Origin of the sequence: Psychrobacter sp. Sarcosine-3u-12, from assembly GCF_002836005.1 — a bacterium.
Taxonomy (GTDB): domain Bacteria; phylum Pseudomonadota; class Gammaproteobacteria; order Pseudomonadales; family Moraxellaceae; genus Psychrobacter; species Psychrobacter okhotskensis.
Genome location: NZ_PJBY01000092.1, coordinates 1 through 23,863, shown reverse-complemented (window position 1 = coordinate 23,863; position 23,863 = coordinate 1). Strand labels below are relative to the sequence as shown.

At 39.5% G+C, this 23,863-nt stretch carries 19 protein-coding genes and 2 pseudogenes; 5 read left to right on the top strand and 16 right to left on the bottom strand.

The annotated features are described in order from the left end of the window. Positions 1 to 258: 258 nt before the first annotated feature. A complete protein-coding gene (locus tag CXF65_RS06220) occupies positions 259 to 1,785 on the top strand; it encodes a DUF3360 family protein (RefSeq protein WP_101211431.1) in 1,527 nt (508 codons plus the stop codon). Positions 1,786 to 1,945: 160 nt separating this feature from the next. Next, positions 1,946 to 3,790 (top strand): excinuclease ABC subunit UvrC, encoded by a 1,845-nt coding sequence (gene uvrC, locus CXF65_RS06215; RefSeq protein WP_101211430.1) that lies wholly within the window; start codon positions 1,946 to 1,948, stop codon positions 3,788 to 3,790. A gap of 85 nt (positions 3,791 to 3,875) precedes the next feature. On the opposite strand, the gene CXF65_RS06210 is transcribed toward uvrC, so the two are convergent. The 5 genes and pseudogenes from CXF65_RS06210 to hsdR form a co-directional block, all read right to left on the bottom strand. Further along, positions 3,876 to 4,448, bottom strand: a complete 573-nt coding sequence (locus CXF65_RS06210; protein ID WP_101211429.1) for a dihydrofolate reductase — start codon at positions 4,446 to 4,448, stop codon at positions 3,876 to 3,878. A 63-nt stretch (positions 4,449 to 4,511) separates the two neighbouring features. Next, positions 4,512 to 4,820 carry a thymidylate synthase gene (gene thyA / locus CXF65_RS06205; protein ID WP_101211428.1) on the bottom strand — a complete coding sequence of 103 codons (309 nt, stop codon included), beginning with the start codon at positions 4,818 to 4,820 and terminating at the stop codon, positions 4,512 to 4,514. Positions 4,821 to 5,014: 194 nt separating this feature from the next. After that, complete coding sequence (locus CXF65_RS06200) at positions 5,015 to 6,823, bottom strand: restriction endonuclease subunit S (RefSeq protein WP_101211427.1); 1,809 nt, start codon at positions 6,821 to 6,823, stop codon at positions 5,015 to 5,017. A 281-nt stretch (positions 6,824 to 7,104) separates the two neighbouring features. Next, positions 7,105 to 8,526: pseudogene (locus CXF65_RS06190) on the bottom strand (N-6 DNA methylase); the annotation flags it as partial. 107 nt (positions 8,527 to 8,633) lie between these two features. Further along, the gene (gene hsdR / locus CXF65_RS06185) at positions 8,634 to 11,066 is read right to left on the bottom strand and encodes an EcoAI/FtnUII family type I restriction enzme subunit R (RefSeq protein ID WP_198551976.1); all 2,433 of its coding nucleotides are present in this window, start codon (positions 11,064 to 11,066) and stop codon (positions 8,634 to 8,636) included. A gap of 436 nt (positions 11,067 to 11,502) precedes the next feature. Between hsdR and CXF65_RS14945 the strand changes: the two genes are divergently transcribed. Continuing rightward, positions 11,503 to 12,105 carry a sce7726 family protein gene (locus tag CXF65_RS14945; protein WP_157824044.1) on the top strand — a complete coding sequence of 201 codons (603 nt, stop codon included), beginning with the start codon at positions 11,503 to 11,505 and terminating at the stop codon, positions 12,103 to 12,105. Here CXF65_RS14945 and CXF65_RS06180 read toward each other — a convergent pair. The 4 genes from CXF65_RS06180 to CXF65_RS06165 all read right to left on the bottom strand — a co-directional run bounded on the left by CXF65_RS06180 (position 12,044) and on the right by CXF65_RS06165 (position 15,379). Continuing rightward, positions 12,044 to 13,123, bottom strand: a complete 1,080-nt coding sequence (locus CXF65_RS06180; RefSeq protein WP_101211425.1) for a beta family protein — start codon at positions 13,121 to 13,123, stop codon at positions 12,044 to 12,046. The two genes, CXF65_RS14945 and CXF65_RS06180, sit on opposite strands and share 62 nt — an antisense overlap. After that, positions 13,110 to 14,363 (bottom strand): ImmA/IrrE family metallo-endopeptidase, encoded by a 1,254-nt coding sequence (locus CXF65_RS06175; RefSeq protein ID WP_101211424.1) that lies wholly within the window; start codon positions 14,361 to 14,363, stop codon positions 13,110 to 13,112. The genes CXF65_RS06180 and CXF65_RS06175 overlap by 14 nt, the downstream gene beginning before the upstream one ends. A gap of 3 nt (positions 14,364 to 14,366) precedes the next feature. Continuing rightward, the gene (locus CXF65_RS06170) at positions 14,367 to 14,840 is read right to left on the bottom strand and encodes a DUF6932 family protein (RefSeq protein ID WP_101211423.1); all 474 of its coding nucleotides are present in this window, start codon (positions 14,838 to 14,840) and stop codon (positions 14,367 to 14,369) included. A gap of 329 nt (positions 14,841 to 15,169) precedes the next feature. Continuing rightward, positions 15,170 to 15,379: a helix-turn-helix domain-containing protein gene (locus CXF65_RS06165; protein WP_101211422.1), complete on the bottom strand. Its 210-nt coding sequence runs from the start codon at positions 15,377 to 15,379 to the stop codon at positions 15,170 to 15,172. An 84-nt stretch (positions 15,380 to 15,463) separates the two neighbouring features. Between CXF65_RS06165 and CXF65_RS06160 the strand changes: the two genes are divergently transcribed. Then, positions 15,464 to 16,750 carry a hypothetical protein gene (locus CXF65_RS06160; RefSeq protein WP_101211421.1) on the top strand — a complete coding sequence of 429 codons (1,287 nt, stop codon included), beginning with the start codon at positions 15,464 to 15,466 and terminating at the stop codon, positions 16,748 to 16,750. Between the two features lie 210 nt (positions 16,751 to 16,960). On the opposite strand, the gene CXF65_RS15195 is transcribed toward CXF65_RS06160, so the two are convergent. The 6 genes from CXF65_RS15195 to CXF65_RS06130 all read right to left on the bottom strand — a co-directional run bounded on the left by CXF65_RS15195 (position 16,961) and on the right by CXF65_RS06130 (position 21,476). Further along, complete coding sequence (locus tag CXF65_RS15195) at positions 16,961 to 17,125, bottom strand: transposase (protein WP_101211420.1); 165 nt, start codon at positions 17,123 to 17,125, stop codon at positions 16,961 to 16,963. A gap of 65 nt (positions 17,126 to 17,190) precedes the next feature. Then, complete coding sequence (locus CXF65_RS15190; protein WP_264754730.1) at positions 17,191 to 17,433, bottom strand: transposase; 243 nt, start codon at positions 17,431 to 17,433, stop codon at positions 17,191 to 17,193. 83 nt (positions 17,434 to 17,516) lie between these two features. Beyond that, positions 17,517 to 18,647 carry a 5-methylcytosine-specific restriction endonuclease system specificity protein McrC gene (gene mcrC, locus CXF65_RS06145; protein WP_101211418.1) on the bottom strand — a complete coding sequence of 377 codons (1,131 nt, stop codon included), beginning with the start codon at positions 18,645 to 18,647 and terminating at the stop codon, positions 17,517 to 17,519. Position 18,648: 1 nt separating this feature from the next. Then, positions 18,649 to 20,016, bottom strand: coding sequence for an AAA family ATPase (locus CXF65_RS15185; RefSeq protein WP_101211417.1), 1,368 nt, complete (start codon positions 20,014 to 20,016; stop codon positions 18,649 to 18,651). A gap of 21 nt (positions 20,017 to 20,037) precedes the next feature. Continuing rightward, complete coding sequence (locus CXF65_RS06135) at positions 20,038 to 21,021, bottom strand: WG repeat-containing protein (RefSeq protein WP_198551974.1); 984 nt, start codon at positions 21,019 to 21,021, stop codon at positions 20,038 to 20,040. 32 nt (positions 21,022 to 21,053) lie between these two features. Then, entirely contained in the window at positions 21,054 to 21,476 is a 423-nt protein-coding gene (locus tag CXF65_RS06130; protein ID WP_101211415.1) for a hypothetical protein, read from the bottom strand. 407 nt (positions 21,477 to 21,883) lie between these two features. Here CXF65_RS06130 and CXF65_RS06125 point away from each other — a divergent pair, with 407 nt between their 5' ends. Beyond that, the gene (locus CXF65_RS06125) at positions 21,884 to 22,477 is read left to right on the top strand and encodes a hypothetical protein (RefSeq protein WP_101211414.1); all 594 of its coding nucleotides are present in this window, start codon (positions 21,884 to 21,886) and stop codon (positions 22,475 to 22,477) included. 131 nt (positions 22,478 to 22,608) lie between these two features. On the opposite strand, the pseudogene CXF65_RS06120 reads toward CXF65_RS06125, so the two are convergent. Then, positions 22,609 to 23,841, bottom strand: a pseudogene (locus CXF65_RS06120) (IS3 family transposase). Between the last annotated feature and the right edge of the window lie 22 nt (positions 23,842 to 23,863).

Here is a 23,863-nt window from a genome sequence, read left to right as displayed (position 1 = left end):
GTACTCGATTATTTTCTATTAGTACGTTCGTTACACAATATCATACTTTTTTATTTTATCTCTTCATCACATGGTTATGTTCATCATCATATGCCATTAATAATGATACAAATGGTCTCTTTTAAACAATAAAAACTCGCATTATGGCGGTCGATGACTTACAATACCCGCAAATTTGCTTTGACCGATTGGATTTATCAGGCACTAGCCAAATAAATCGGTAGGGCATAAACCTATCAGTCGACATAAGGAAGTGTGATGAGTGACCTCCAGATTCCCGTTTCAGGGTCCGATGCGCAACCGCCAAATTCGTCCGATCACCACAACGACCTATCAGGCAGCTATGTTGATTTGCATAAGCCAAGCTCAAGCTTTGATAGCCGTGATGATTATCTCAATCATGAACTACAGATTATGCAGCCAAAACGCTGGCGCATGAACTTGCCGTTCCGTGATTATCGTTTTGAGTATGAAGATACCATTCCGGCGATGGCAGCGACCATTGGTAAAGTGGTTATGGTGGGCGCTATTGCCGCCACTTTTGCAGGGCCACTTGGGTTAAGCGATGCTTTTGTCCTAGAAAACGTCCGTTATGAGCTATTGATTGTCTCGTTCTTCGTTATTTTATTCTCAGGATTTCTGCTACCGACCGCCAACCTTGCTGGTACGCATGGTCCACTGATTCCGCTCATCCCTATCGTGGTTGCCGCTGGTGGGCATCCGATGGCTTTTGGTCTGCTCATCGGTGCTTTTGGCTTATTACTGGCGATTAGCAAAGGGGGGAGTCTACTGGCAAACTTGACCAGTAAAGGTGTGTGCGGTGGTTTATTGCTTTATCTAGGCTTTATTGGTACTACCTCACAAGTCAAAAACCTCTTTGCTTGGGCAGAAGGCATCGGCATGGCGCATATTGCCTTCGTAGTGATTTTATTGACCATTATACTGTATGCGGTGTTAGAGAACTTCCAAAAGCGTTGGCTGGCAGTGCCACTTAGCTGCTTGTTAGGTGGTGGAGTAGCTTTTGCCATGGGCGCACCCTTTGCTTTTGAAACAGGGCCAGGCTTACCAAATATGAGCCCAATGTATTGGTGGGGTGAAGATACAGGTTGGATGCTTGGTCTGCCAACCGTTGAAAGCTTTATCGTGGTGCTACCGTTTGCAGTATTAGCAGTGGCGATGTGGTCGCCAGATTTTTTAGGGCATCAGGTGTTCCAAAAAATCAGCTATCCAAAACGCACTGAGCGTGTGTTAATGGATATCGATGATACGATGACCAGTGCCTCTATTCGTCAGGTGGCAGGCTCAGTATTGGGCGGTGCAAACTTTGCCTCATCATGGGGTACATATATTGTGCCAGCAGCGATTGCTAAGCGTCCTATTCCTGCAGGTGCCGTATTGACAGGGTTGTTCTGTGTTATCGCAGGTATCTGGGGCTATCCAATGGACTTGGCTATTTGGGAGCCCGTGATGTGTGTGGCACTGATTGTCGGCGTTTTTATTCCGTTACTTGAGGCAGGTATGGAGATGACACGCGAAGGAAAAACCACGCAGTCTGCTGCGATTGTCGTCTTTGCATCGGCACTGGTGAATCCTGCCTTTGGTTGGTCGATTACCCTTGTGCTTGATAATCTAGGGTTAATTGGTTCTAAAGAACGTAGTGCGAATTTATCAAAGATGAGCCGTTGGATTATTCCTGTGATTACTTTTGTGATATTGACTGGCGTGATGGCTATTGTCGGTATGTTACCGGGTATTCCAGCGCTAGTGTCTAATTTTCGCCACTAGCAGCGCTTTATAAAATACAAGTAGCATTTTAAACTATAGAAAAAGTCAGCTTGGTGCTGGCTTTTTTTCTGTCTGACGTTACACTGATAGTTGCCTTGCAAAACTTTCGCTATCGCCCCATAAACAGCTATATATCAGTATCTTGAGAACAATAAATTCTATGGTAACCGTCTCAGAAACAAGTCCCGTCGATGATAAAAAAGCTCGTCTAAAGCATTTGATTCAGCGCCTGCCAAATTTGCCAGGTGTTTATAAAATGCTGGGTAAGAATGGCGATATTTTATATGTCGGTAAAGCCAAATCGCTTAAAAGCCGCGTCAACAGCTACTTCGCTAAGACGATTGACCACCCAAAAACACGGGCATTGGTGGCGCGGATACATAATATAGAGACCATTATTACCCGTAGTGAGACCGAAGCGCTACTACTCGAGCAAAACCTGATTAAAGAGTACCGTCCACCTTATAACGTGCTACTGCGTGATGACAAATCTTATCTGTATGTGTTTATTTCAGCGGATAAGCCTTATCCACGGCTGGCGTATGGACGCGGTAAGGGCAATCACCAAAAAGGTCGCTTCTTTGGGCCTTTTCCCTCTGCTCACGCGGCAAAAGAGACATTGGTTTTGATGCAAAAAATGTTTCAGATGCGCCAATGTACCAATACCTTTTTCAAGCAACGTAAGCGCCCTTGTCTTGAGTATCAGATTAAGCGTTGCCGTGCGCCCTGCGTGGGCTTGGTATCGCCAGAAGAATATGCAGAGGATGTGAATAACACCATTCGCTTTCTCAAAGGCGACTCTAGCGACATTCATAGTGCTTTGATTGAAAAGATGGAAGGTGCCGCCGAAGAATTAGACTTTGAAAAGGCGGTCTTTTATCGTGACCAGCTGTCTATGCTGCGTGAAGTCCAAGCTAAGCAAGCCGTTTATACTGTGCAGGGCGAGGCCGATGTGATTGCTATTGCCAGTCAGGCAGGCATGACCTGTGTCAACGTACTGACCGTCCGTGGCGGGCGTGTGCTTGGCGGTAAGAACTATTTTCCTGACGTCGATAGTAGCGAGCCGCTTGCTGATAATTTATCTGCCTTTATTACCTCGTTCTACTTTCAGGTGACGGATGACTTGCCAGCAGAAATTATGTTAACTCATGAGCTACCTGATCAAGTTGCAGTGAGTGAAGCGCTGGCCAGCCATTTTGGTAGCAAAGTCGTCATCAAAACCAACGTACGTGAACATCGTGCCGAATGGTTAGATTTGGCAAAATTGAACACGAATAATGCGCTTAAGACTAAGTTGGGGGATTATTTAGAGCTGCATTCGCGATTTGGCGCATTGAAAGACGTATTGGCCGATGTCACTGAGCGAACGATTGATAGAATTGAATGCTTTGATATCTCGCATACGATGGGTGAGGCGACCATCGGTAGCTGCGTTGTCTTTGACCAAGGTGGATCACGTCGCCGTGATTATCGTCAGTATGCCATCCATGATATTGTCGGTGGCGATGACTATGCCGCGATGAAGCAAGTGCTGACACGGCGTTATAAGAAGCAGCCGCTGCCTGATTTATTGCTGATTGATGGTGGTAAAGGTCAACTTGGCATCGCTAAAGAGGTATTGACCGAGTTGGGTATTCTTAATGATACGCTGCTCATTAGTGTGGCAAAAGGTGAGGGGCGTAAGGCCGGACTTGAAGTATTGCACTTTATCGATCATGAGCCGCTTGATTTGCCAATGGATAGCAAGGCGTTGCATTTATTGATGCACGTTCGTGATGAAGCCCATCGTTTTGCCATCACAGCGCACCGTAAGAAGCGTGATAAGCGCCGTTCATCATCAGTGCTAGAGGTCATACCGGGGCTTGGTGAAAAGCGTCGTCGTGACTTGCTGAATCACTTTGGCGGAATGCAGCAATTGCTTGGAGCATCACAACAAGAGCTGGCAGGCGTGCAGGGGATTGGTCCCATTTTGGCGAAAACGGTTTATAAAGTATTGCATGAGTAATCTGATTGATCGTAAAAAAAGGGCTGTCCTAGAAATATCTAAGACAGCCCCAATTTTTCAATCATTTCTAATGAGTGAGCGACAGTTATTCAGCAGCTTTTATTTTATAAGTCACAAATCTAAAATCTAAATCACTCTTTTCATCGTGCATCTGCTCAGACTCTTCTGCCACTGTAAAGTCATTCGGTATTTTAGGATAAAAGGCTTCACCATCAGCGATTTCGGTATCTACATGAGTCAGCTCAATGCGATCGGTATACATCATCGCTTCTTTAAATACCCGCTCACCGCCAATGACCCAAATCGTATCAAGGTGCGCACCATGTGCCAGACTTGCCGCCTGCGTTAAGGCATCATCTAAATTATGTACGACATAAGCGTTGTTTTTGCCCACAAGGCCTTGTTGGTCAGCATAATCCATCTGAGTGCTGATGATAAAGCTTACCCGCTTTGGCAACGGCTTGCTGCCCATTGACTCAAAAGTCTTACGCCCCATAATGACGATACCTTGAATAGCGCCATCGTTATCTTTGGTCGTCATTTTTTTAAAGTGCTGCAAGTCTGCTGAGATATGCCACGGCAGTGCATTGTCTTTACCGATACAACGATTGCTACTGATAGCAGCAACTTGGGCGACTTCAGTGTGGGCATAACTCATAACGTATCCTTTTTATTATCTATAAAATGCTATTCTTATTTAAAATATTCAGTCAGACAAATGCTATACAGCAACCTTTGCTTTGATAGCAGGATGCGACTTGTAGCCATCGACGGTGATATCTTCATATTTAAAAGCAAAAATATCATCAACCTCAGGGTTAAGTGTTAATGTTGGAAGCGTATAGAGCTCACGTGTCAGTTGCAGCTCGACTTGCTCACGGTGGTTTTGGTAAATATGACAATCGCCACCCGTCCAGATAAATTCACCAACCTCTAGTCCGCAAACTTGCGCGACCATATGGGTCAACAGCGCATAGCTAGCGATATTGAACGGCACACCGATGAAATTTACAACCCCTAATTTATGCACAAGTCGTTTTATTTTCTAATGTAGAGCGCTATATTTTGACTGTGCATTTTTAATTCTGCACAATACGGACTGTGTAAACGGTCAGTTATCCTTCGCAGCAACACTAACATTATTCGATTTACCGAGTAGAATGCCTTGATAAGAGATATTATATCTTATCAAGACATATAAAACACTTAGCCCAACACTAAAACTCAGCCTAAAGCCCGATCAATCAACGCATCGGTAAGCTGAACTTGCGTCTCTTGAGATTGCTGTAGCTTCTCTTTTAGCTGATCGCAAATAGCCATTAGTTCATCGACTTTAGCAACGATGCGATGTTGTTCAGCTAGAGGAGGCAAAGGTATTTTAGTGCTTGAAAGCCTATTTAGTGCCATTTTTTGAACACCTACTTGTTTAGTCTTATCAAAAAATTGTTTTTGAGCAAATGAACTATCTAAGCATTTAAATAAATAATTTTTTTCTACGCCATAAAATGGGATTATGCGAGCAGCATTTTCAGTTAAATTCATACCATTAAATTTAGAAGGTACTAAACCACACTTTCCAATAGTAGCGCCAACTATTGTCATATAAATATCATCTTGTGTAATGATGTAATTACTAATTTGAGATTGGACTTCTTTAGAAATATAATGAATATCATCATCCCTAATACTTCCATTTCTCATATCAGTAACTCGGATATAGATATAAGGAGTTTTTTCAGTTGTTAACTGATAACCTTTTGGTAAACGCTTTCCTCCACGAATCGTTGTCAAGTTACCTAAACAGCACCACTCCCAGCCATATGGTAGTTCAAATGGTGTTTCTTCATCAGTAATTGATAGTAATGTTTTTTGTTTCTTAATCTTCTTATCTTTAATCAACTGCTCTTTTTCTTTAGCTATGTTTTCTAACAATACTGAAGCAGGTTCATCGTCTGGGTTTTGTGGAACTAACTTACCCATTACTGCCAATTGCAATACCGTTTGCTTTAGAGCGTCGATGCTTTGCTCAGTGGTAAATAGGCTATCAAAATGCTCAGCAATTCTTGCCCAGTTTTGTGCTAGCTCATCAGCATCCACGCTATCTGTCAACATGGCTAATAATACTTCTACAAGCGTAGCGTGAGCCTCGATACTGGCTTCGGTTTGCTGCTCTAGCTGATCACATAACAGTATGAGTTCATCGACTTTAGCGACGATGCGTTTTTGTTCTGCAAGCGGTGGAAGTGGAATAGGATTGCTTTCAAAAAAACTTCTTGGGACTCTTTTATGTCCAGCAGAGCCAGTCATAAGCTTTTGTCCCATAGTTAAGAAGTTAGGTGATTTAAAATATAAAAGAAGAAAATTTCTTTCAACTTGCTCTCCAAAAGGACGCGCAACATGGAGTTCTGTTGTCCCTGCGCCAATACCATTTTCTAAATTACGAAAAATAGCAGCTTTACTATTTTCAAAACAAGGTGTTATTTTCGCAATAGCAATATCGCCATTAGCAAAATGGGTATAACCTTTCTTTATTTCACTCCAAGGCCTTGATTCAGAATCATGTACTCCATCGTATGATGTAGTGATTAGAGTCATTGGAACAAATGATGCTTTAGTTTTATCATCAACATTCGTATTACGTGGGTTTATCTCTGTTATAAAGTTAAGTCGAGTCCACTGCCACTTACGAGGAAGCTCAAAAGGTTTTTCATCTTCATTAACTTTACCATCTGCTTTAGTCTTCTTAATCTTCTTATCTTTAATCAACTGAGCTTTTTCAGCCGCTATTCTTTCTAACAAAACAGAGGCAGACTCATCATTAGCATCCTGCGGCACTAGCTTGCCACGTACTGCTAACTCCAAAATCAGCTCACGTAATTTGCTAATGCCGTATAGCTCATACTTTTTGCTACTGCCACGCCCACTAGTCGATTTAGCCAGTATAGCGCTAGTCCAGATATCGATATGTTCAGTGATCAACTGCTCTGGTTTGTTTGCGTCTTTACCCACCTCTAAGCTCGTTTTTACATTCATAGCTACTTGTCCTCTGTCGTGTTAGCAGACAGCGCAGCGCCCAGTACATCTTTTAATTGGCTGCGTAAAGTATCGATACTCTGTTGTTGTTTGGCATAGTCAGCGAGTAATTTATTAGGGTCATAATCAATGACCTGATCAACAAACGGATTTTTTATATCAAAGTTAAATATAGCATTGAATATACTATCGCCAGCCTGTTGGCTATTGTTAGCATCACGGCGCAGATTATTGATTTTAGTTTCTAGCGCTTCAACTTTTTTTAGGTTATCAGGCTTTAACTCATCGCTGGCAGCTTTTAGTTCTGCACGTAACACTTTAAGATTAGGCTCTAAAGCACTGACTTCACCTAAGAGTACTGTTGCTTTGTCCCAGTGTGGCTTTGCGTCTTTTTCAGCTGTTTTACGCTTACTGCTGAAGTCAACTTTCCAAGCGTGATCATTTTCAACACGACTGGCGAAGCCGTCAGATTCATTGCCCCACCAATCAATCTCGGTTTGAAACTCTTCAAACTTCATTGGTTTGGTTTTACTATAGTTTTTGACGCCTTCAGGATAAGGATGCTCATAAAACCAAATATCTTTGGTTGGCTGACCTTTAGTAAAGAAGAGAATATTGGTCTTAATACCCGTATAAGGGTTAAACACACCGTTTGGTAAGCGCACGATGGTATGCAGATTACATTCTTCTGTCAGCATTTTCTTTAGCTTGGTTTTTACTCCTTCACCAAACAAGGTGCCATCAGGTAGTACAACAGCAGCGCGACCTTTATCTTTTAAGACCTCAATGATTAATTGTAAAAACAAATCTGCCGTTTCGCGTGTTTGAAATTCTGCTGGGAAGTTCGTTTCAATTCCACTTTCTTCAGTGCCGCCAAAAGGTGGGTTGGTTACGATGACATCAATATCACTGTCCCAGCTCGACAGCGGCTTATTTAGGGTATTATCGTGGCGTATCTGTACGGGTACTTCGATACCATGCAGCATCATATTGGTCGTGCAAAGCAAATGCGGCAGTTGTTTCTTTTCGACACCCAAAATTTGTTTTTGTAGTATCTGATGATCTTCAGCAGTTTCAACATAATTGTTTTTGACATGATCGAATGAACATGCCAAAAAGCCACCTGTACCACAGGCTGGATCCATGACGCGCTCACCGAGCTTTGGATCTACACGGTCAACGATGAAGCGTGTCACGGCACGAGGGGTATAAAACTCACCTGCATTGCCCGCACTTTGTAAATCACGTAGCAGTTGCTCATAAATATCACCAAATAGATGACGTTCGTCCGAACGATTGAAGTCCACTTCGTTGAGTTTATTAATCACTTGGCGTAGTAGTGTGCCGTTTTTCATGTAGTTGTAGGCATCGCTCAAACCTTGACGCACGACAAAGCCACGTGGGTTGGTATCTACTGGTGCCGTTAGGTTCTTTAAATCAGCAAATAGCTCGTCGTTTATAAACTCTAGTAGCTCATCACCAGTGATGCCTTCGGAATCAGCTGCCCAGTTACGCCAAAGGTATTTCTCAGGGATGGGGGTCTTATAGTTTTCTTGTTCGAACTCAAGCGCTTCTTCTTGCGCATCAAATATCTTGAGAAACAATAACCATGACAACTGGCTTAGACGCTGAGCATCGCCATCGACACCAGCATCTTGACGCATGATATCTTGAATAGACTTAATAACTGAACTGATTGACATGTTGTTTCTCTTTTCAATAAACGATAGATTTTCATAAATAGTACGAATAAAACAAGCCTCAATAAGAGGCTTAGATATATGGATTGTAGCTAATTTTTTCTAGTTGCTTAAGCTTGTTTGGGTGGCGGTGCCCAATAGATTTCACTTTCAAGATCACTAATGGCTTGCTGATAATCTTGTTTACTACCGAAGCCTTCTCTGACAATTTCCATCGGACTACCTAATTGATCAAGTGGTTTTACTTTAAGCACGTTTAGGCTTTCGATCTCTTCTACACCCGCATCAGCATACTTATCGAGCAAGGCATTTAGTACTTTTTGAGCAGTGTCTGAATACTTGGTAAAGTAATTGCGCTTCTTAACTTCATTCGCACGTTCACGACGCGTCAAGGGTGGCTGGTCATATACCACATGGCAAATTAGGTCGAAGGGGTCCATGTCTGAACCGACCTCTTCCTGTAGTGCTTCCCAAATAATACCAGCATTTGCCAGCTCATCAATGATGGTTTGTTTGCGCTCAGTATCGTTCCAACGCTTGGTAAACTCGTCCAAACTAGCGAACTGCTTAGTGAAAGTTTTGCGAGTATAGTCCTGAAAAGACTCGGTGACTAGCTTACCATCAGTATCATAATACTGGATACGCTGTGCCGTTACTTTTACAGCTACACCTTTCACATAGTATTTTTTCGCTGGCTCACTGCCGCCAAGGTCGTCACCTGTATCAACGTCACTGCCGCCCATATGGGAGTCATTGTCACCTTCGTTGTTGTGAGACGTTTTAGTATCATAAGTCTCCTCTAATTCGGCCCCTGATTCACCATCTACCATCTCATCTAGCTCATCACTGCCTCCATTGACCTGTGATGGTGTCATTTTCATAACACGCTCAGGAGTACCATCGAAGCGCTCATCGGCAAATAGCTCAGTTGCTTTTTTGAAGTCGAGAATCGTAAACCATAGTTTGCCATATTTATCATTGATACGAGTCCCACGGCCAATAATTTGCTTAAACTTGGTCATCGATTTGATGTTTTGATCTAAGACGATTAGCTTACAGGTTTGGGCATCGACACCAGTCGTCATCAGCTCCGACGTTGTCGCTATCACTGGATAAGGTTTCTTTGGATTGATGAAGTTATCAAGCTGCGCTTTGCCTAACTCATCATCACCCGTGATTTTCATGACATACTTTTCGTTCTTTTTGACCTGCTCTGGATTGCAGTTAATCAAAGCACGGCGCATTCGCTCTGCATGATCAATGTCATTACAGAATACAATGGTCTTGGCCATTGGGTCAGTACGCTGAAGGTAGCTAGTGATGGTCTGAGCCACCAATTCAGTACGCTCATCAATCACTAAAGTGCGATCAAAATCTTTTTGGTTATAGATACGATCTTCAATCAACTCATTACGCTTATCTGTCTGTCCTTTGGTTGGACGCCAACCATGTAGATCGACATCGATATCAATTCGAATTACTTTATAGGGCGCTAAAAATCCATCTTCAATGCCTTGTTTTAAGGTATAAGTATAAAGAGGATCCCCAAAATAATAAGAGTTAGAGACTTCTTTAGTCTCTTTAGGGGTCGCTGTTAAGCCTACTTGTGTCGCGCTATGAAAGTATTCCAATATCTCACGCCAAGCACTGTCTTCAGCAGCGCTACCTCGGTGGCACTCGTCAATGACAATCAGGTCAAAGAAGTCTGGTGCAACCTGTTTAAAGGCTTTCTGATGCTCTTCTGGACCTGTTAACGCCTGATATAAGCCAAGATGAATCTCGAAGGCTGGATCAACCGTACGGCCTTCTATTTTGGTCATCGCAGTGCCAAAAGGCTGAAAGTCATTAACCCGAGTTTGATCGACCAAAATATTACGATCTGCTAAAAACAAGATACGTTTCTTTTCTCTAGCCTTCCACAGACGCCAGATGATTTGAAATGCAGTGTAAGTTTTACCCGTCCCTGTTGCCATTACGAGCAGGATGCGATCCTGTCCACGAGAGACTGCTTCTATGGTCTTATTGATGGCTTGTAACTGATAGTAGCGTGGTGACTTACCACTGCCATCATCGTGATAGTCTTGAGTGATAATAGGCAGTTGAGCTTGCATATAACCTTTCCACTGACAGTACTTATCCCATAGCTCAGCTGGCGTCGGGAAGTCTGCTAGTGAAACTTCTGTTTCAAGGGTAGTGGTATTGGTTTTATCATGAAAAATAAAGCCATCACCATTAGATGAAAATATAAACGGCACTTCGAGTAGCCCAGCATAATCAAGTGCTTGCTGCATTCCTTTACCAATAGAGTGTTTGTTCGCTTTGGCCTCAATAACAGCAAGCGGCAGATTAGGCTTGTGATACAGAACAATATCAGCAGACTTGACTGTTTTACGCACTGCCATCTGACCACGTACGATAACTTTACCATCACGAAGCTTCACTTCCTCGCGAATTTGGGTCATGTCATCCCAGCCTGAGCTTTTAATGGCAGGTAGAATGAACTTGCTGATAATATCTGTTTCAGATAACTCTAATTTGTTGATACCAGCCATGGCAGTAGGCTTCCTATCTAGCTAGCGTTAGGGATAATTGATACTTTAACATATGTTTATTATTTATAGCCCGATATGCTCTCAACCATACAGTAATCTAGCGTATTTGATATAATTGTGATGTGCAAACTAAACTGCACAGATCTTAGATAAATAAAGTATGACCGATTGAGTAGACTTTGTTAAACAGTTCATACTTGGCATTACCAATGATATGATCATAAGGGAAGCTCCTGTTTTCTGCCAGCTTGGTACTACCAATGATATACACATCTGGAAACAGAATTTAAAACCTAAAACAGTTAGAATATAATCTCCATCGCACTACTCAATGGCGCTTTACGGGGCTATGTAAAAGAGCATACTGATGCTTATCGTTTTATAATAAATATTTGCACTATAGGTCAGGTTTGGATACTTCAAAAAAATGAATGCAACAAATGAGCAAGATATCCGTCATGCTTTGCACAATCGATTGCAAAGACAATACTACGCTAAGAGTGAACATTTAGTAGTTGATGAACTATCTTTAGAACATGGTCGTAATCGAATAGATATAGCCTTGTTTGCTAACTACATCCATGGGTATGAAATTAAAAGTTCTAAAGATAATTTACTCAGACTGCCAAATCAGTTATTACAGTATTCAAAAAGCCTGCAAAAAGTTACTTTTGTTGTAGCTGAAAACCATTATAAAGATGTAATGAACTCAACTCCCGAATGGTGCGGGCTTATTTTAGCAACTAAAGGTCCTAGAGGTGGCGTAAGCTTTTGCTCAATTAGGCGAGCAAAAATTAATCCACACGTAGAATTTTTAAGTTTAGCTCACATCCTATGGAAGGCAGAGGTTATCGATTTACTCTATCGATCTGGTGTTACAGAAAGGCTTGAGCATAAATCTAGAAAAGAATTGTATGAGCAATTGAATGTATTTATGACTATTCAACAGTTAGCTTTGGAAATTAAAACTAAATTATTGAAGCGTGGTAACTGGAGAGTTGATGCACAACCTTTGTCATATGATGGTTAATAGCAGCTTGCTTCCATGTTCCTAAGTTGCCAAAGTTTGCTGTTCCATTAGCGGTATCATAAATTCGCTTATCGCCGTCACAAAAGGCGATACCTTTGTACTCTGGTAGGTTAATAACATTTGAGCAAAGGTTAAGCATCTGCTTTGTATTTCCTCTAAATGCTTTAGCCTTTAATACATGCCACTCATGAGGTAGTGTATAAATTAATTTTGCTGACGGATTAATCTTCCTCATATCTATTTGAGGAAGAAATTTTATATTGTCAGTTGTGTAATCACTAAAAGTTGGTGTTTTTTCTTTGAATTTATTTACAAGATAAGGGTATAGCATCCACTCATGACGAGTAAAAACTCCTCCTGGCTGCTTGATTTCTCCTAAATCTAATGAATTTGCTGCTATAACAAAAGAGCGATAATCTTTAAGATTGTTTATATAAGAAATTTTCGTATAAATTAGATTGGAAAATAAAGGGTATGGCTCAAACTTGTCAGGTGTTCTTAAATCAATAATCAGGTCGATATCACCTATGCCAAAATCAAAAAAACTTAATAATTTGTCAATTTCATTATTTATAGTTAATTTATCCAAGTCTTCTAAAAAAAGCCTCAACACAATGCCACATTTTTGAGTGATAACAACTGATTTGATTTCTACTAAATAAGTATTGGATTTTTGGAGTGATATAACTGGAATTAGCTTACATCCCATAGCAAGAGCTTTGGTATATACGTATTTTACAACACTCTCCCCATTATCCATGATCTCTTCTTCTATACTATTATGAAAATCTAAAAGAGCTGGTCTAGTACCCCATTTCTTTTCAATTCTATCTGGCATAGGTTCAATGTGCTCTTGAATAGTTTTCTTTAAACACTTTGCTTCAAAATCATATTCAAGGGGAGGTAAGATTATATAAGGTACAATAAAATCCTTAATTTCTTCTTTGAGCTTATATAATGCCTGGTATTCACTTTGTCGCCACTTTAAAAAAGGAACATAATACTTACTCAAAATCATAGTTGTTATCCCAAAAAAGTTTCCGTACTTGTTTTGATCCTATTTGCTCATTAAATATTTGATAGTTATTGTTTTCTTTTCTTATTCTTCCAGCAATTATGCTTGGATGAATATTGAAATTTTCGGCATCTTCTTTTAATGTCTCTTCATTTAAATAAAATCTACACATACATACATCCCATTGTTCTGCTGGAATTAGGTTGTTCAGAGCAAAATTGTCAGCTTCACTTTCTATCTGATCAGTAGTCATGCCAACATCTTCATCAAATATAGCGATTCGCTCATCATTCAAATGAAGAAAAACATGCCCCAATTCATGTAAAAGAACAAACCAAAAATTATCTAAGCGATCATATCGTAATGTAAGGGCTATTACAGGAGTGGATGTGTTAGGTAGAAGCATTGCAGCACCATCAAGATACGTAGATGGTAAATGTGGCTCTACAATCAATATTATTCCTTTTGATAAAAGAAACTCCTGAGCCTTGAGAGGTCCCTTTGAGTCTGTAGAAATTCTAACTAACTGATTTAACCAAGACAAGTCTTTATTAAACTTGGGGACTTTGCTTTGCTCTGATATTTCTTTTGCTTTTTTGAGAACCTGAATTTGCCATGCAAATAGTGAATACTCACTAGGAAAATTTCCATTAAAGCTAAACTTCCTATGTAATGCTACTTCATACTTACCATTTCCAAAAATATCTGTAACTAGTCCTTTAATATAACTTATTGGATCAGCATCTCCCGACGGCAACCATCCGCGTCTTAGCATTTCTCTAATTGGAAATTTATCCCAAGAAACCTGAGAGCTATTAGCATCTAAATTACTAGATATTTTTTCTTTCAAATAGTCATTTATCTTTAACAAGGAAATAACATCTAAATTTTTATTTAGATATGCCTCTTGCCTTTTTACTTCTTCAACATTAGTCCTTAAAATAGCAGCTATTTCTTCTTGAGAAATATCATTTGCTATTCTTATATAGACTAGATTTTCTGGAGATTTTATTACATCTTCTCTGATGGGATTTTTGTTCTTAAAATTTCTACTAATTTCCAGATAATAATCTCTTTGCTCGACTAAATTATTTAAGAGCGCGTTTAATGAATTAAGCTCTATTTTTAGTAAAATAGGGCTTATAGAAGTGTCAAATTTTTTTTTGTCCACTTCGGAAACAGTTGCTCTTATTTTCTCGATTTTCTGTTCCGTTAAATGAAATTCAAAAGAGTTTAAGATCATTTTCTATACTCCTTGAGAAAAAACATAAAATTCAGTTTGAAGGTCTATGACGATAATCCCTTTTTCCTGATTTGTATGTTTTTCATTCTTAAAAAACTCCTTAAATAATTTTCCAGAAGCTCCTTCTGTACAGTTAGGATAAAGCTCTCCTCCAAACCGTTCTTTTTGGGCAATAGTACCGTTTTCAATATTCCAAATAATAGGGTCAAGTGAATCTAAGTCAACTTCCTCAATACTCCAACAAGCATCAAAATCACTAGGTATATCCTTTTCTGTTACATAACTTCCATCAAGATATAAATATTGGCACCCTGATTGAGCGAGTAAACTAGCTGCAGATACAAGACCATTAAATAAGTTAAGCCTATGACTGTTAAACGCTAAAAGCTCTTTGACTTCTTGTAAGGTAGCAGGATGCTCACCTGGAGGCAAAATGCGCCATGGTGCTCCATTCAGTGTTTGAAAAATAGGCAACATAATTTTCAGTATTTAATTATTGATAAATTGATTATAGCAAATATTAGAATATTGTTTTCTTTTATAGTAAATCCAAAATAAAATTAGTACATCCCATATCATGGAGCAGTTTAGGTAGATTTTTCTCCATCTATCCTTGTCGTAGAAATTCAGCTTGTACCCAGACTATAAAAATCGTTTTTGATATAAATACAAGTAACATTTTCTGTCTGTATTCGATAGGGTACACCTTATATAAAGCTAGGTCTTTAGCTGTAGTAGGTGAACGCTTTTTTAATCTGCCGTTAATGGCAAGATCAGGCGAATGATTTAAAACAATAATAGGTGCTTTAGACTAAATTTCGTATCTCAATATCTAACGCATCGCATATTTCATACGCTTTCTTCAGAGTAATGTTTTTCTCTCCACGCTCAATGTTTCCCATATAGCTACGATCAATACCTGCCATCTCCGCCAATCTTTCTTGGGATATTCCTTTGCTTTTTCGCATCTCACGGACACGCTTTCCAAAGGCAATCATACGCTCATCTGTTGTCATCTCATTAACCACTGCTAAAGATAGCAATACTCACAGTGGTAAGCTACAATATCCACGGGATATAGTCGGTATTGAGAGGTGAGCGTGAAAACTAAACTAGAGTATCAGTCAGATATAACAGAAACTAATAAGCTGATCTGTGAGAGGTACTGGCTAAGAGAAGCCGACAAACGAAGTGGTTTTATATATACCTGTAAAGAGATAGGTCAAGAGTTTGATGTTAAGCATCAGGATATACCTAGTATCGTTAAAATAAATGCTCATCTTGTCGTACTGGACTGTCAATGCATAGACTGCGGTACAACTAAGATTTGCCATACTCGTTCACAGCTTACTCAATTAAAACCTGATAGTTGGCGGTGTGATGATTGTTGGGATACGTTTCAAGAGAGAAGGAATCAAGAGTATTTAGAATATAATCTTAAGCAAGATCGTTTAGCAGAAGAGTATAAACAGGACGTTCTAGCATACATTAACTACTACAGAGATATTCAATTAACCAACATCCCTGTATTAACTGCACTTAACGATGTGGATAGGTTTTTACTTGCTGCGACAGTAGAGAGCTTAGGGGTAGAGAATCTTAGAACTACAGTTTCTCTACGCGATAATTTATTATTACCTCTATCACCGTTCTCTAAATTAGATGAAGAGATACTACATCATCTCTTTAAGCGAAATCTGCTTATACTCGCTCCTGAAAATAGCTACAAATACGTAACCATCGACGAAGAACAAGAGTTAGAAGTAGATTTCTATCAAGCGATTTTTGAGTTTTCTTATAGTATTGAGAATCTTACTAAAATCTCGATAAACGCTAAATCTAGAAAAAATACCAGTGCTCTAGTAGCGGATAGTCAATTTAAGAGCTGGTGTGAAAAGGTACAGCTAGGAGAGTGTTTAAACTACCTAATCACTAGGTCAAGACTGAACGATCTAGCACCGCCTATTGGCGACAAGCTAATTAGCATTCTCAGAGCATGTTTAGCTGAATACTCTGTATCGACCATACATTATATAATTTATGAAGCGGTTGAAAGTGCAGCTGCATATGTGCAAAAACCAAATATTACTAGAAAGCGTGCATCAAACTCTATTTCTGACAATATCGAGAGAATTTTCGATAAGCTATATAGCGGTAGTTGGACTCCCAATATAGCTTGTCGTAACTTTAGCCACCCTCAATCTGCGATGGCAAAAATATTTTTTGATTATATGTTCGGAGTAAATGATGGTGGTTTTTATTACACTCTTGATGAGCTGTTCAGTCCATATAGGTCTCAGAAAGCTCTAGAGCAAGTAAGTTATGCAACTCTAGGAAATACTATAAGTACTAGTTATTCAATCAGAATAGCTTCTAATATCAACTAATACCGATTTCTAAATCTTTAATAAAATTAAATCAGCTGAGTAAGCCATATCAGTAAGAGAAAGATTATCCAGATAAAAGACTATATGACTTGCTGAGCAAATTTACTATTACTAATAAGAAGTAGATAGCCATATGCCAAGCAGCTTTTTCTTACCGCTAGAGTTGATGCCTAAGGCTAAGTAAATGGCTTTGTTGTTGACCTGCTTGTCTTAACGTACATTAACGACAATATAGTCCAAATAGACGATAGGATAAACAAAGTTTAATGGCCGGTTCTGCCAAGCGGTGATGTCTTCCAAGATGTTGTCAGTGACTCTTGAAGCTAAGCTGCTTGAGATATCGACGTCATAGAACTCTTTAACCGTTTCGACAATCTCAGTGGTAGTTTGACCTTTGACGTAAAAAAAATGATTTTATCGTCAAGACCTGAGATATGAGTTTAATGCTTACTGACCAGCACAGGCTCAAAGCTGCTATCACGGTCTCTAGGAGTGGATATCTCAATATCGCCTGTGTCACTGCGGACGGTCTTTTTAGTGTGTCCACTGCGCTTATTAGGCTTGTCTGCTTTTTCATGCTTGGGGTAGCCGAGATGGTCTTCCATCTCAGCTTCAAGAGCAGTGTCGATAAAGGATTGCATGAGCTGCTTTTGAAAGTCTTTGGTATCCTCAAAGCTGTTCATGCTACCAGCCATTTGCTCGGCCAGTTTTTTAAGGTCAGATTGGTTCGTCGTTGCTTATTCTCCGGTTAGTGGATTATAAGCAGTTACACAGTTTTTAGGAAAGGCTCGACATTAAAGCTACATTGCACAATTTTCAATAACTGTTCTCGGACCTCATTTGCTGTAGTGTTTAGATCTACAGTAGTAAAGCTTATTTTATGGTTTTGAATAATGACATACTCATTGATATTCTCACCTATCGAAGGATGAATAAATAGACCACAAGCATTCTTGTTAAGAGGATCGTTACTGTCCTCTTGAGACCTCAAGTAAGCATACATCTGATACAGATACCCACTTCTTAACGTTTCATCTCGATACCATCCACTTGTAACTACAGCATTAAACTTAGTATCTATAACAATGCGATACGCCAAGTCCGTATTATCAATGATGATGTCCGTCTTCATATTAGGAAAAATCTTATCCATTCCTGAACTTTTATCATCTATTTGCCATTTAAGTACTTTCCCTGCACTGACGCGATAACATTGATTTGACAGAACTGTATCATAAAACCCAGCGACGCCTTTTTCAAAAAGCTTGCGAAGCCACGGCAGATCATCTCTATCAGGTAAAGGTAAAGTAGTGCAACCCTTAGACTCAGTAGGCAGTGCTAGATTAAAGGCAAGATGTGCGGCCGTCACCATAGGCTTATCTTTAGCATCGTGCCTTCCAAATCTATCCAATGATATTTCACTACGACTAGGGCGTATTTGACTAACCCCCATTCGTCTTAGACGTATATCTAGCGATCGACACCGATGAGCCAAATCTTTTCGTTTAACGACTTTAGAAATAACCTCAAGAGCTGCCCTAACATATTTATTACGCGGTGTATCAATGGTTAACTCATCAAAGCTGCAGGAGATCTTACCTCGCTCAAGTAACCTGCCTCTTTCAGTGTCAAGCAGGTCTATTTTTCCACGAACTCGGCTAACTACTGCTTCACGATGATGATACGCATAACTTAGGTTTAGCTGAATGCGACGTTCAACGCGGCGGCACAGTATTTCTGCAACCAGTTCTGGAATATCATCAGGGTTTTCTTCAACAGCGACATTGGCTATATTAAGCTCTTTATAGATATCTGAAGCATACAGCATGAGTAACCATAGATTACGAACGGGTATTTTGCCAATATACCCGTTCTTTTCATCAAGCTTGATAGACATACTATAAGCCTTCAACTAAATGCTTTTGAGCTTTTTGAGATTTTTCGAGATCATCGAACCAGTATTCATCCAGTAAAGGCGCTATTTCTGTTGCGACAACGTCACTAAACCATGCTTTTTGATTATTGATTTTCATATTACCAGCTGGTGTCACATAACTATGTCCTACCTGAAATTGCGCACCAAGATTTTTGTCTGCTGAGATCTCATTGTTTAAGTCAGTCATACGACTATCAATCTGTCTTAAGAAATCGATATCGATACCATTTTGAGAGTGTACCCAGCGTTGCCAAGCTTTTCCAAGTGTAGGTTCTAAGTCAATAAAAGCAAAGCGGCGACGCAAGGCGAGATCAACTAGTGCAAGTGATCTGTCGGCAACGTTCATAGTTCCCACAACGTATAAGTTTTCAGGTATGAATACACGTTCACCATCAGACTTTTTATAAGATAGCTCTAACGCTTCATCTGGGTTTCTCTTGTCCGTTTCCAGTAGTGTGAGCATCTCACCAAATACTTGGGCTGGGTTGCCACGATTAATCTCTTCAATGACGATGACATACTCTTTTTCAGGATTTTCTATCGATTTTTTTATCATCTCCATAAAAGGTCCATCTACTAATGATAATCGACCTTCCCCTGAGGGCCGCCAACCACGTATGAAGTCTTCATAAGAGAGATTTGGATGAAACTGTACCGCTTTTATTTGATTGTCATTACGCTGACCGATTAAGGCAAAGGCTAATCTCTTAGCTAGCCACGTTTTGCCAGTCCCAGGAGGTCCTTGTAAGATTATATTTTTTTTAGCTTCTAGGCGTTCGAGTGTTTTTTCGATTTTAGCCTTAGGTAAAAAACATCCGTCTTTGATAATACTGTCTACATTATAAGAATCTCTATTCTTTTCAGTAGTCAAAACATCATGAGATGTCTGAACATCAAGTCCTTGTACTGAGCTTTCATCCAATAAGCGATATGAATCTCTACTTAACTGCTCTAGTTGATTGTTTTTCCTCATCACCCCTAAACAATGTACAACAGTTCCCTCTATATCTTTCCTACCAGGCCATCTTTTGTCGAGATCGTTCTCAAATCTGTCTAAAAACTCTTGTTTTGTAAACTCAGATGAGCTTTTATCGCAGCATAGCTGATAAACTTGACAAGCTATCATCTCTTGCCAAGTATTGTATTTTTCAGTGCATTTTATACGGGTAACGGATGTTTCTTGTACGTCGCTAAGATTCATCTTATCAGCAAGATTAATATCCTCTTCAAACTGCCAAGTGCTTTTTTGAATCAAATGACCTATATCGTTTAGTGTAGTACGAGTCATCCAAGAGGGCTGCATAGCGACTGATTGAACATAATTATTCATAGCGTATTCCTTAATATACTTTTACCAACTTTGGGATTCATATTTTTTGATAACAGCATCCCAATTAGCATAGAACGTTTCACTAATGACATTACCTTGATTGTCAAGCGTATATCTTGTAATACTACTTTCGTGTGGTTTACTAGCATCAGTGTATTGATACATATTTATTTTACCTTCTTTGTAGTAGCAATCATCGTAGTATGCGTCGCTCCAAGTTTGAATATTGGGCGCATCGTACTTAGGTTCCACGATAAAATTACCAGATTTATCGATAACACCCCATTTACCAGTCTCATAGTCACCCACTCGAACGGCTGCTAAACCCTCTGAAAAATCACAAGCACGATCCCATTTTGCTTTAATTGAGATATTGCCATTGGTATCAACAAAACCATATTGACTGCCATTATTCCAATGATTACTTTCAGTATACTGAGCCAGTCCATCTGAATAAGAGTGAAGAAAGTTAAATTTAAAAGGAACAATAGTTTTTCCTGATTGATCAATAGCTCCATATTTCTCTTTCAAGCTTACGACTGCCAACCCGTCTTGAAATGCTTCTGCTGACTGATACTGATAGGGAATGATAAGTTCTCGTTGCTTATTCATATATCCATACTTACCATTACGATAAACAGCCACTAGCCCTTCACTAAAGCTCTTATAGTCAGTATCCACACCTGTATCATTAGCTTCATGCTCAACAGGAATAACCAATCTACCCTTGTTATCAATAAAGCCCTGAAGGTTTTTATAGCTTAGATTACCTTCTTCATCGTAGCCCTTTTTTATTTTTCCAACATAAGCTAAACCATCAGAAAAATCTCCACAAGCCTCAAACAGACCAGTAGGAACCACCACTTCACCCAAACTATTTTTGTAGCCACAATCCCAGCTGTCTGTTGACTCTTCATAAAAGCGCTGCAAATCTGCATTTGCAACTGAGCAGTACATTAAAATTAATAGACTAGCACTCACTGTTTTTAAAAAACTTTTATTCATTGATATTCCTACGTTTTTTATTGTTAAGGCTATTATTTTGTCCATCCATTTTTATCTTCTATATATAGCAATACTGCTAACCCCCCTTCATAGTGGTCAGGAATATACCCTCTATTATCAGTATAGTACTCTGCACCTTCTATAAAGCGATTTGATCTATCTGCAGACCAACCAAAACCCATAGAAAGCCCTCTATTTCGTCCTTGATCATCATAAGTCCAGCCTCTTTTGGCGTAGTACTTAATGTCATGGGCACCCTCATAACGATAAGAGTCAGGAATATCTCTCCATTGTTTAGATAAGGCGATAAACCCATTGCAATAGATATCACCTTTACATTCGGATACATTCGGTGCAGTTTTTGGATTATTATAAGTATTCATCATCTCAGGCAGTCCTGCGAAACTATAAGTACTGCTGATTGCCAAAATTAATGTCAGACATATTTTTTTCATATAACACCCCTTGATGAATAGTTGTTTGGTATTACTATCGTCTAAATCTATTTCTATTGCAATGACTCGAGAGTCCTGTGCGACATTAAATGACGCATCTGTAGAATTTGACTAAAAAATTCTTAAATTGACAAATAAAATATAACTTCAAAGAGCAGATAATAGGAGATTTTCAGCTGGGATAGCTCAGTCTTTTGCACAGATAGGTATAAACATGAGTGAATATGGAAAAAATGTAGCGAGCTGTACAACCTATCAAAACCTCTTAAATAGTCAAATTATGTCGGACACGACGTATAATGTCGTAAAGAAGATCTACATACTATGCAATATAAAATTATTTTGGTAATCTCAATAAAAGGTAAAAAACAAACGTATGTGTACACTATTTAATTGAGGAGATAGTAATGATTATTGCACTAAGAGGTTACGGTACATTTATTTACGCTGGTACAGTAGCAAAGAATACTTATGAGTATTTCGAAGATGAAGACATTGACTTACAGGAATATGCTGAATATTTAGACGATCCTGAATCAAGTAATTTAAAAATACCTAAAGAGCACGATTTTGTTGATGGTGGTTGTCTGTATGATATGGATAATTTGTGGTGTATATCAGGCGCAGAATTAACTAGTGACTGTATTTTGAGTGTAGATTTAGAGAATGGAGATGATGATTGGGAATGTTCCCTTGATTTAGGTACCTTAGAAAAACTCGGAATTAAGACAAAATGTATTAGTTCATCTACTAGGGTGATAATGGATTTACCTTCAGATACTGCTATATTTATGGCTAAGGAAACCACTGAAGGGCTACAGTTCGAGGAAAATCAGATTATATCTAGTAGTGATTTTGACCCAACAAAGTTAGAAATTTATTATCATGAGTATATAGATACGGACATAATCAAACATATAAAGTACGATGGAAGAGAGTATTTTGGTAGTAACTTTGAATGGGATGCAAAAGATAAAGAGTTTAAATGGCTCTTGTGGTGATTGACAATTATAGAGATTTCACACAGTGGCTTTCATTAAAAACTCATAAAATTAGGTTATAGATAAATATGTTAACTAAGAAAACTGACCCCTGCCGTCAAATCCGTACAGTTAAACTTGGGAGATTTGAATCAAGCAGCTTGACGATAATAGTCAAACCATACCTGTCTTGGCGACTTATAGCCTAAACTCTTTTGAATCCTCGTTTGGTTGTAGTACAGCTCAATATAACCAATGATATCGCTGATCGCTGTAAATCTTGTTTTATAGTCTTGGTGATATACTAATTCATTCTTTAATACGCCCCAGAAGCTTTCTATTGGAGCGTTATCAAAGCAGTTGCCTTTACCACTCATCGAGCCTGTAAACTGATGCTGCCTGATGATTTTGTGATAGGCATGACTGCAATACTGGCTGCCTCTGTCAGAGTGCACAATCAATCCTTGGCTTGGACGTTTATTTTTGATTGCCATATTGAGTGCACGACATACTAAATCTGCGGTCATTCGCTTATTGATAGCATAGCCGACAAGCTCTTTGGTGTATAAATCTTTGACTCCAGCTAAATACAACCAGCCCTCATTGGTCCAGATATAAGTAATATCACTGACCCACGATTCATTAGGACGCTTAGCATCAAATTGCTGATTTAGTATGTTTGGATAGACAAGCTTATTGTGATCGGAGTCCGTGGTGACTTTAAAACGTTTGTGGCGACGGCATTTGATGCCATGTTCTTCTTTAATGCTTCTGACCATATACAGGCTAATATCGTGCCCTTGCTCTACCAGCTTTGCGTGCAATCGATCAGCACCATAGCGCTCACGAGTTTCACTATGTGCCGCTCTGACAAGTAGCTCAGACTGGTTACGATGTATCTTTCGCTTACTAATATCGCGATTTATCCAGTCGTAATAGCTTGATGGCTTAACCTTTAGTACACGACACATAGTAGTGATACTAAAGAAGAGATCGTTGTTTTTGATAAAGGCGTACTTCACTAACTGTCACTGCGTGCATAGCCCTACGTCTTGCGTCACTAAAACAGTCTCCCAGACTGTTTCTTAACGCTCCTCATTGGCAAAGTACGCCGTCGCCTTTCTTAGTATCTCTCGTTCCTCTTCGGCTACTTTAAGCTGTCGTTTGAGCTGCTTTATTTCCTGAAGAGCCGTCATAAGATCAGGATCATATTGTTCTGTACCGATAAGCTTGCCTTGATTGGCTTTATTATGCCAATTAGATAAGGTCTGCATGGCGATGCCAAGTTGCTTGGCAGTGGCTGAAACATTACCGTTGTTGTCTGCTATCTTCTTGACGGCCTCGGCTTTAAATTCGTCACTGTAGCTTCTTATTTTCTTGGTCATGATAAACTCCGATTAATACGCT

Coding starts and splice junctions, on each gene's coding strand:
- CXF65_RS06220 (WP_101211431.1), top strand. CDS start 259: ATGAGTGACCTCCAGATTCCCGTTTCAGGGTCCGATGCGCAACCGCCA.
- uvrC (WP_101211430.1), top strand. CDS start 1,946: ATGGTAACCGTCTCAGAAACAAGTCCCGTCGATGATAAAAAAGCTCGT.
- CXF65_RS06210 (WP_101211429.1), bottom strand. CDS start 4,448: ATGAGTTATGCCCACACTGAAGTCGCCCAAGTTGCTGCTATCAGTAGC.
- CXF65_RS06200 (WP_101211427.1), bottom strand. CDS start 6,823: ATGAATGTAAAAACGAGCTTAGAGGTGGGTAAAGACGCAAACAAACCA.
- CXF65_RS14945 (WP_157824044.1), top strand. CDS start 11,503: ATGAATGCAACAAATGAGCAAGATATCCGTCATGCTTTGCACAATCGA.
- CXF65_RS06180 (WP_101211425.1), bottom strand. CDS start 13,123: ATGATTTTGAGTAAGTATTATGTTCCTTTTTTAAAGTGGCGACAAAGT.
- CXF65_RS06175 (WP_101211424.1), bottom strand. CDS start 14,363: ATGATCTTAAACTCTTTTGAATTTCATTTAACGGAACAGAAAATCGAG.
- CXF65_RS06170 (WP_101211423.1), bottom strand. CDS start 14,840: ATGTTGCCTATTTTTCAAACACTGAATGGAGCACCATGGCGCATTTTG.
- CXF65_RS06165 (WP_101211422.1), bottom strand. CDS start 15,379: ATGACAACAGATGAGCGTATGATTGCCTTTGGAAAGCGTGTCCGTGAG.
- CXF65_RS15190 (WP_264754730.1), bottom strand. CDS start 17,433: ATGAACAGCTTTGAGGATACCAAAGACTTTCAAAAGCAGCTCATGCAA.
- mcrC (WP_101211418.1), bottom strand. CDS start 18,647: ATGTCTATCAAGCTTGATGAAAAGAACGGGTATATTGGCAAAATACCC.
- CXF65_RS15185 (WP_101211417.1), bottom strand. CDS start 20,016: ATGAATAATTATGTTCAATCAGTCGCTATGCAGCCCTCTTGGATGACT.
- CXF65_RS06135 (WP_198551974.1), bottom strand. CDS start 21,021: ATGAATAAAAGTTTTTTAAAAACAGTGAGTGCTAGTCTATTAATTTTA.
- CXF65_RS06130 (WP_101211415.1), bottom strand. CDS start 21,476: ATGAAAAAAATATGTCTGACATTAATTTTGGCAATCAGCAGTACTTAT.
- CXF65_RS06125 (WP_101211414.1), top strand. CDS start 21,884: ATGATTATTGCACTAAGAGGTTACGGTACATTTATTTACGCTGGTACA.